10 protein-coding genes are annotated in these 8,522 nt (G+C 53.9%); 4 read left to right on the top strand and 6 right to left on the bottom strand.

Annotation, left to right across the window (positions count from 1 at the left end; genetic code table 11):
* Positions 1-280: 280 nt before the first annotated feature.
* From ACFVTB_RS13220 to ACFVTB_RS13210, 3 genes are read left to right on the top strand one after another with little or no spacing between them, the layout of a single operon-like run.
* Positions 281-442, top strand: a complete 162-nt coding sequence (locus ACFVTB_RS13220) for a hypothetical protein (protein WP_387749361.1) — start codon at positions 281-283, stop codon at positions 440-442.
* A 37-nt stretch (positions 443-479) separates the two neighbouring features.
* The gene (locus tag ACFVTB_RS13215) at positions 480-1,874 is read left to right on the top strand and encodes an arsenic transporter (protein WP_387749358.1); all 1,395 of its coding nucleotides are present in this window, start codon (positions 480-482) and stop codon (positions 1,872-1,874) included.
* A 20-nt stretch (positions 1,875-1,894) separates the two neighbouring features.
* Positions 1,895-2,548: a hypothetical protein gene (locus ACFVTB_RS13210; RefSeq protein WP_387749355.1), complete on the top strand. Its 654-nt coding sequence runs from the start codon at positions 1,895-1,897 to the stop codon at positions 2,546-2,548.
* Positions 2,549-2,654: 106 nt separating this feature from the next.
* Here the strand turns inward: ACFVTB_RS13210 and ACFVTB_RS13205 are convergent, their stop codons facing one another.
* The 3 genes from ACFVTB_RS13205 to ACFVTB_RS13195 are packed head-to-tail and all read right to left on the bottom strand — an operon-like array spanning position 2,655 to position 5,375.
* Positions 2,655-3,794 carry a bifunctional cystathionine gamma-lyase/homocysteine desulfhydrase gene (locus ACFVTB_RS13205; protein WP_387749352.1) on the bottom strand — a complete coding sequence of 380 codons (1,140 nt, stop codon included), beginning with the start codon at positions 3,792-3,794 and terminating at the stop codon, positions 2,655-2,657.
* Between the two features lie 2 nt (positions 3,795-3,796).
* The gene (locus ACFVTB_RS13200) at positions 3,797-4,720 is read right to left on the bottom strand and encodes a PLP-dependent cysteine synthase family protein (protein ID WP_387749350.1); all 924 of its coding nucleotides are present in this window, start codon (positions 4,718-4,720) and stop codon (positions 3,797-3,799) included.
* A 16-nt stretch (positions 4,721-4,736) separates the two neighbouring features.
* On the bottom strand, positions 4,737-5,375 hold the full coding sequence (locus ACFVTB_RS13195) for a class I SAM-dependent methyltransferase (RefSeq protein WP_387749347.1): 639 nt from the start codon (positions 5,373-5,375) through the stop codon (positions 4,737-4,739).
* Between the two features lie 230 nt (positions 5,376-5,605).
* Between ACFVTB_RS13195 and ACFVTB_RS13190 the strand changes: the two genes are divergently transcribed.
* A complete protein-coding gene (locus tag ACFVTB_RS13190) occupies positions 5,606-6,112 on the top strand; it encodes a hypothetical protein (RefSeq protein WP_387749344.1) in 507 nt (168 codons plus the stop codon).
* A 245-nt stretch (positions 6,113-6,357) separates the two neighbouring features.
* Here ACFVTB_RS13190 and ACFVTB_RS13185 read toward each other — a convergent pair whose 3' ends face one another.
* From ACFVTB_RS13185 to ACFVTB_RS13175, 3 genes are all read right to left on the bottom strand, one after another.
* A complete protein-coding gene (locus ACFVTB_RS13185; RefSeq protein ID WP_387749341.1) occupies positions 6,358-6,822 on the bottom strand; it encodes a heme-degrading domain-containing protein in 465 nt (154 codons plus the stop codon).
* Positions 6,823-6,929: 107 nt separating this feature from the next.
* The gene (locus ACFVTB_RS13180; RefSeq protein WP_387749338.1) at positions 6,930-7,682 is read right to left on the bottom strand and encodes an ABC transporter permease; all 753 of its coding nucleotides are present in this window, start codon (positions 7,680-7,682) and stop codon (positions 6,930-6,932) included.
* Positions 7,675-8,430, bottom strand: a complete 756-nt coding sequence (locus ACFVTB_RS13175; protein WP_387749336.1) for an ABC transporter ATP-binding protein — start codon at positions 8,428-8,430, stop codon at positions 7,675-7,677. Before ACFVTB_RS13175 ends, ACFVTB_RS13180 begins: the two co-directional genes overlap by 8 nt.
* Between the last annotated feature and the right edge of the window lie 92 nt (positions 8,431-8,522).

The raw sequence follows: 8,522 nt of genomic DNA, 5'->3' as shown, positions 1-8,522 counted from the left end.
CGCTACAACGGAGGTTATTTGGCATGTATAGAATTATAACAAGATTTTTCTTAAAGACCAAGAGGTCAAAGCTTGACAAACATTAGCTGGTTTTTGTCCCCGCTTTCTATAAGTGCGAGTTCAAAAAATCCGGTTTTCAGCACCAAAAAGGTTGAACAACCTCTATTAATTGTTGCAGATGTCCCAGCACTTATCGTCTGACAGGCACATATATATATCCTATCAATATCTGCTAGAGATAGATGCTGTTGGGCATAATATCCGGAAAGGAGGCTTTGCCTTGATAATTGTCCTTATCGTTTGCATGGCTGGCATTTCGCTCATCTGGCTTCTGACTCCTCCTTCGGTTCATCATGCCGCGCAGCCATCGTCGACGCTATCTTCTCAACCGGCCAAGCATTGCGAGAGCAATTCAAAGCTGCCGTCGGTTGTGGGCGAATAATTCGCCGGCAGAAAACAGAATACGAGGTGATCGACATTTGGTACTAACAACCGGGGCTTGGCTCACGATACTCTCGTTTCTCATAACCGTCATCCTGATCTTATGGCGGCCGAGAGGACTGAACGAAGCCGTACCTGCTACTTTCGGAGCCTTGCTTGTCCTATTGAGTGGAACCGTGTCGCTGACCGATCTTGCGACAATAAGCGGGACCGTCAGCGGGGCCGCCATTACAATTATGGCCACCATCGTTATGGCTATCGTATTGGAAAGCTTCGGATTTTTTGTCTGGGCCGCGGAAGGTTTGGCTATAAGGGCCAAAGGCTCAGGCATTCGTTTATTCTGGTACGTCAATCTGCTCTGCTTTTTAATGACGCTGTTCTTCAACAATGACGGAAGCATTCTCATTACAACGCCGATTCTGCTCATTATGCTTCGCCATCTCGGCCTCAAAAATCATCAAAAAATCCCTTATCTCCTCTCCGGCGCTTTAATCGCCACCGCCTCGAGCGCGCCAATCGGCGTCAGCAACATCGTCAACCTGATCGCGTTGAAAATCGTCCATATGGATTTATACATGCATACGCTGATGATGTTCGTCCCCGCAACTCTCGGCCTCCTCTTCCTCACCTTCCTGCTCTTCCTTTGCTTCTATAAGCAGCTTCCGAAACGCATTCCGAAGACCGTCTCCATCACGACACTTCCGCCGCATCATAACCCTCCGCATAAATCGGCAGGCCATCATCCTTTGAGCGACCGCTCGGTTGCCGCAACACTCGTCAAACAAAAGTACAGCAACCGCTTTATGCAAAATGTTCTGCTGTTCGTCTTCGCCATTCGCCTCAGCCTGTTCGGCGCTTCCTACATTCATATTCCTATCGAAATGGTAGCGGTCGCTGGATCAATTGTATTGCTCCTCTGGCGCTGGATCTATTTGAAAGTATCTCCGAAAGACATCGTTACGAAAATCCCTTGGCATATCCTCGTCTTTGCCTTCGGCATGTATATCATTATTTACGGCTTAAACAATATCGGTTTAACCGAGAGCCTCGTCGCACTCTTTGAGCCGCTCGTATCCGGCAACCTGATGAACGCCAGCCTGCTAATGGGCGGACTGCTATCCGTCATGTCTACCATCTTCAACAACCATCCTGCGCTGATGGTCGGCACACTGACGTTGACGCATATGGGACTGGACCCGCTGACGCTTAAAATTTCTTATTTGGCCAGCGTAATCGGCAGCGATATCGGCTCGCTTCTACTCCCGATCGGGACGCTTGCTTCCTTGATCTGGCTGCATATTTTGAAACAACACAAGGTCAAAATGAGCTGGAAGGAATATATGAAGGTTACGTTTATCGTCATACCGCCAACTCTCGTCTTTACGCTTGTCGGCTTGGCGCTTTGGGTTTCCTGGCTGTATCCGTCTCATTAAGAAAGGAGGAGGTTGATTAGATGTTTTATGATTACGTCGGTAAAGAGGTAAGTTTGGAGCTGGCGGGCAGCGGCAAGCTTACCGGCACTCTAATCGATTGCGGCAGCGACGCTGCGGTTCTGCTGCAGAACGAAAGCTACGTGTATGTCGCCATCGGGCACATTTTGCAGGCGGAGCTTACGGAGGAGAAACTATCAGACTCCTCGCCGAATACGAACGCTGCAAATCATGAAGGCGGCAAGTTAAAGCTCTTCGAATCCCTTGTCCGCGCGACGGGATTGCCTTCGCAAATCAAACTGGATCGGCATCTTTCCTTCTTCGGGACGATTGCCGATGTTACGGACGACTACTTCGAGTATGAGACGTTTGGCGGAGGACGGCTGACCGTGCCCATTACGCACCTAAAATGGCTGATGCCGTTGAGCGGAGGCCTAGAATGGCCGTCGGCCGCACCGCCGGAATCCGAGCAAGAAAAAAAGGAGAAGCCGCAGACGTTCCGCGAATGGCTGCTCCAGGCGCAAGGCTGCGCCGTGAACGTGCAGCCGGGAGCTTCTCCAGGTCTAGTCGGCTACGTTGAGCGGATAGGCGACGCTTTCCTGCTGCTGCGCCTGCCCAACAACAGGCTGATCGTGCAGCATATTGATCACATTAAATGCGTCTCGCTTTTTCCATGAAGCATTGACAGAGCCAGGGAACTCTTGCCCGACCAGTCAACCTTTTTCACTGCGCAAGGTTAACCTCATCGTTTCGACGCTATCTGGCAAATCCGCCAACTTTTAATTACAGAACGTCAAGACTCTCCAGCAAATCCTCCTTCAAATCCTCCCCATCCTCAATTCCGACGGACAGTCGGATTAACCCTTCCGATATGCCCAGCGTCTCCCTTCTCTCCTTCGGAATGGAAGCATGCGTCATTAGAGCCGGAACGGATACGAGACTTTCCACCGCTCCCAAGCTTTCCGCCAACGTAAAAAGCCGTAATTGCCGTAAAACGGCTGCGGCTTTTTGTCCGTCTCCGACATCAAAGCCGACCATGCCGCCGAACCCGCGCATTTGCCGCTTGGCCGTCTCGTGGCCGGGATGCTCCGCAAGCCCCGGATAATAGACGCGCCGGACGGATGGATGAGCCGCCAACGTTTCGGCCACCGCACGCGCATTTCGCTCGTGGGCTTCCATTCGCAATCCCAGCGTTTTCATGCCGCGCATCAGCAGCCAGCTGTCCTGCGGACCGAGCACGCCGCCGACGGCGTTCTGGATGAAGTGCAGCCTTTCGCCGAGGCTCTCGTCGTTCACGACAGCAAGCCCTGCTACTACGTCGCTGTGTCCGCCCAAATATTTGGTTGCGGAATGGACGACAATATCCGCGCCCAGCGTGAGCGGCGTTTGCCAGTAAGGCGTGCTGAACGTATTATCGACGATGAGCAGAAGGTTATGCTCCTTGGCAAAATCGGCCGCTTCGGCGATGTCCGTGATTTTCAGCAATGGATTGGTCGGCGTCTCAAGAAACAGCGCCTTCGTATTGGGCTTAATCGCCCCGGCCAAAGCGGCGGGATCCGCCGGATCAACGAAGGAGGCTTCCAGCCCGAGGCGGCCCAGCACCTTTGCCACAATCCGGTACGTCCCTCCGTACACGTCATCGTTGACGATCAGATGGTCTCCGGCATTGAGCAGCATGAGCGTCGCCGAAATGGACGCCATCCCAGAGGCGAAAGCGAAGCCTCGCTCTCCTTCTTCCAGATCGGCAATGAACGACTCCAGCGCATGGCGGGTCGGATTAGCGGTCCGGGAATATTCGTATCCACGGTGAACGCCCACCGCTTCCTGCTTATAAGTGCTGACTTGATAAATAGGGACGCTGACCGCCCCCGTGTTCGGATCGCCGGAAATGCCGCCGTGAATGAGCTTCGTCAACCGCCTCACGTTCATATTCCTCCTTCGTATATCTTTTTGCTTAAGTAACGGTCGCTCCCATCCGGAAATACAGTGACGATATGGCTGCCGGGAACCGCTGCATGCGCTTCGTTTAATGCAGCCTGCATGGCCGCCCCGGAAGAGCTGCCAACGAGCAGCCCTTCCCGCAGCGCAAGCTCCTTCGTTTGCGCGAAAGCTTCCTCATCGCCAATCGTATGAATACCGTCAAAGTAAGCGACGTTCATGAACGGAGCCAGCTTTTCCACGCCAATGCCTTCCGTCTTATGCGAACCTGCCGTCCCGCCTGCCAAAATCGAGCCCTGCGGCTCGACAACGACCGTCCGAATGGCCGGATTTTTTTGTTTTAAAAAAGCGGCAGCGCCCATAAACGTTCCACCCGAGCCCGCTCCCGCCACAAACACGTCCAGTTTGCCACCCATATCCCGCCATATTTCCGGGGCAAGCGTGTCGTAGTAAGTGGCCGGGTTGGCCGGATTCGAAAATTGCGCGGGGCTGTATGCGCCCGGTATTTCTTTCGTCAGCTGCTCCGCTTTCCGAATGGCGCCAAGCATGCCTTCACTGGCCGGCGTATTGACCACCTCTGCTCCGAGAGCCCGCATTAGCTGCTGCTTTTCGACGCTGAATTTGTCCGGTACGACGAAAATAACTCGAATGCCTTTGCCTATCGCAGCCAGCGCCAGTCCGATACCTGTATTTCCCGCCGTCGGCTCGATCAGTGTGCCGCCCGCTCTCAGCAGGCCTTTCTCAAACGCGTCTTCAAGCAGCCTCTTGCCCAGCCGGTCCTTGACGCTGCCGCCCGGATTCATAAATTCCAGCTTTGCGAACAGTCTAACTCCTCTCGGAAGCGGAAACCGGGTAAGCTCGACAAGCGGCGTATTTCCGATTGTTTCCTGCACATTGCGGTAATAGGCCATGCCGCTTTCCCCCGATCTAGTTTTTCGTAGCGTCCATCAGCCAGACATATCGGTTCAGCCTGCTAAAGTCGACAGAGAATCCGTAGCGGGTAAAAGCCTTCTCCAGCACATCCAGCGTCGTATAATATTCGGTCAGCAAGTCGTTCAGCAACTGGTCGTATCCCGCCTCGCGTGCGGAGTCCTGAATCGCTTTCCGCTCCTCGTCGTCGCGATACGCCGTATCTGCAAATACGATTTTCCCGCCCGGGCCGAGCAACCGTCCATACAATTCAATCGCCGCATCCTTCTCCCCGTCGGTCAAATGATGAAACGCGTAGGTGCTGACGATTGTATCCACCTTCGCTGGGAGCGGCGGAAATTGCAAAAAATCGCCGTCCAGCAGCGTAAACGGCAAAGCTCGCTTGCCGATTTGCCTCCTCATGCCGGGAGACGGCTCGATGCCGTAAACCTGCCTGCCGCGGGCCAGCAGCCTCTCGGTCAAGTTGCCCGTACCAACGCCAAATTCGACGACCGTACCGGCGCTTCTGGAGGCAACCGCCTCCAAAATCCCGTCATATCCTGCGAACACTTCCCTGTACTGCTCATCCTGCCCCGCCACCGTCAAGTCGTAGTCCTTCGACCATTCGTCGAACAAATCGATAAATTCTCTGCCCATTCTCGTCCGGCTCCTCTCGGATAATGCACTAGGGATACTGGAATATATTATGCCTGACAAACGTGTAGGGTGAGACAAAGCGAAACGGAATTGGCAAAGGATGGACGCCCGCAAGCCTTGCTTTCGGGAGCGGAAGATGCGATGATCGAGAAGTGCAATGGAGACGGACCTGACCGTGCATTTTTTGGGTCCGGCGACTCCGTCAGTGAAATTGAGGAGAGTAAATAGCCATGATAGCCGTCATTAGAGAATCCGCGGAACGGCTGCCGGATATTTGGCAGCTGCCGCCTATTCTGAACATTTCCCGAATTGAATTGTATGTCGTTCCCGCAGCCGAACCGGCTGGCAGCAAGCGCGCCTGCCTCAGGATCGCGACCGATGCGGGCTTCGGCTGGAGCGAAGCAGCGCTCGCCGAGCGGGATTTGCCCCGCGATTGGGGAATGTGGGCCGCTTCGCTGCCGCGTTATATTGGCCTCGTCGATCTGCAGCTTGCGACGAACGAGAAGGAACCGGCGTCTAAAAGCGGCGCTGATCGCGAGCGCCTGCAGCTGGCAACGAACGAGAAAGAATCGGCGTCTAAAGGCCGCGGTGACCGCGAGCGCCTGCAGCGCAGGCTTATTGAAGACGCGATCGGCCAAGTATGTCTCGGCCGCTCCGGCGCCGGAAGCTTCCGGCCAACAGAAGCCGAGCAATCGGCCTTGCTGCGTCAAGCGGACTTTTACACGTCATTATTTTAGATGGTTACCGCGTATTTCTGTTTAACGCAGCAAAAAGAGAGACGGATTTGCCTTGCTTGAGGCAGCCGTCTCTTTTTGGTGAAACAATGTTTCTCGGGATGGGATGGGATGGGGGAGCAACCAGGTGCTAGCGCCGATCAGACGTCTTTTTTTTTTGCGAAAAAAAGAGACGGTTCCGAAGCATGCCGAGAGGCTGTTTTCGAAACCGTCCTTATTTCATTTTAAATTTACATCTACATTTACTCTTACAGCTGCAAAAACTTGCGGATGCCTTCGACCGCCAAATAATGATCTTGCTCGCCTTGCAAGCCAGTTACCGTAACCGTGCCGACTTTGCCTTGCCCACGCACGATTAATGGGAACGAACCGCCTTCACCTTGATACTCCTCTTCCGGCAGGCCGGCGCTTTCCTTGAACGTCGTTCCTTTCGCTTTATACGACTCCCCGACGTACAAGGAGCTGTTGCCGAAACGATTCACAACGTTCTTCTTGGCATTAATCCAATATACGTTACCATCGTCGGTTCCTTGCATGAAATGCGTAAACAATGGATGCTTGTCGTTTTCGATATGGACGGCAATCCCTTTGTCAAACTCCGCCTTCGCCGTTTCGATAATAAGCAATCCCAACCGAAGAGCATCCTCATTCGTAAAAGACGGGAATTGCAGCTCCTCTTCCTGCTTTAAAAGTTCGTTCAACGTTTCACTCACGGCGTACCTTCTCCAATCGTTGCTAAAATAAGCTTTCGGCTACTCGTTCCCATCATATCATAGAAGCGTCTGCGGCATCACATTGCCCGTATCATATTGTCCGCTTCTTATTTTGTGCGTACCGGCTGCAGTTCTTTCGTAAACCAAAGTTTGAGACTGATTTGGCTTAGCAGCATCGCCGTTATAGCGGCAGCCGAGGATAGCGAGAACATAACGAGAATTTGATAGCGGACCGCTTCGATCGGATCGGCGCCGGCCACAATCATTCCTGTCATCATGCCAGGCAACTGCACAAGTCCGACCGTCTTCATGCTGTCGATCGTCGGAATCATGCTTGAGCGCACCGAGCGTTTTACCGCACCGCGAATCGCCTGCTTCGCCGATGCGCCTAGTGCAAGCAATGCCTCGACCTCTCCGCGCGCCGACTCCAATTCCCGTTTCATTTGATTCAAATAAATGCCCGCCACAACCATGGAGCTGCCGATGATCATACCGCTAACCGGAATGATGTACCTTGGCGTCGGCTCGATGATCGAGAAGCCGAGCAGAATCGCCATCGTCAGCGTCTCTGTACAAGCCAGCGCAATCGCGATACGCAGCCGAATGCCGCGAATTTCCTTCGCCCGCGAGCCGGCATTCCACGAAGCGACGCCGATCATGGCAAGCAGGATCGCGACGATGTAAATCGGATGATTGGCGTCAAATAGGTAGTGCAGCACGTAGCCGATAATAAGCAGTTGAACAGCGGTGCGTATTGTTCCGACAGTAATGTCCCGCTCCAGCCCCAGCTTCTGCTTGATGGACAGAAAGACGGTAACGGCTACAAATACGAGCGTAAAGAGGAGAGCCCAGTTACTCATCCGCCATCCCTCCCCTGTTGTCGGGACGCTGAATAAATCGTTGGGCCTGTTCGGTCGCCGGCCCTTCGAAGAAGACTTTCGTCCCGCTGCGCTCCAGCAGCATCCCTTCGCCCATAAACCATATTTGATCGCTAACCGAAAGGCTCTGCTCCATGTCGTGCGTAATCCACAGCGCTGCAGCCCCTTCTTCCGCCAACCAGCGGTTGATCATTTGCTCCACCGCATCCTTGCTGGCGGGATCAAGCGACGAGGTCGATTCGTCCAGCAGCAGCAATGACGGACGGAGCAGCAGCGAGCGAACGAGCGCAACCCGCTGTTTCTCCCCGCCGGACAGGTCTGCGGCCAGCTTCTGCCAATCCATGCCGCCGAGTCCCGCTTCCGCCATAAAACGGCGGGCCAACTCCTGATCGAACGGCAAGCGATGCAACTCGCTGACGGTCCGCAAATTTTGCTCAACCGTACCAGGCAGCATCACCGGCAATTGCGCCACGTAGCATACTTTTTTCCGCCATTCCTGCGGTGTGCAGCGCTGCTTGGGCAAGCCCTCGAGCAACAGCTCGCCTTCATCCTCGCTATCTAGCCGCGAAACGATTCGCAGCAGTGTGCTCTTTCCAGTTCCCGACGCGCCAAGCAGCGCAATCCGGTCTCCCCGCTCGACGCTTGCGGTAATATTTCGGAACAGCCATTGGCCGGAAGAATCCGATTTCTGCTTTCCGATATGTTGGATAGATAAAAGCGGCTGCCCCAATTGTTTTCCCCCTGCTTCTAACGTTCTTGCCGTTTCTTCTTATTTACGTATTATAGCTCTGCCTTTAAATCCTTGCACTAAAGAAACTGGCT

The organism is Paenibacillus sp. NPDC058071 (assembly GCF_042885235.1).
In the GTDB taxonomy this organism is placed as follows: Bacteria; Bacillota; Bacilli; order Paenibacillales; family Paenibacillaceae; genus Pristimantibacillus.
Note: the sequence above shows the minus strand (reverse complement) of the source record. Positions and strands in the feature narration are given on the sequence as shown.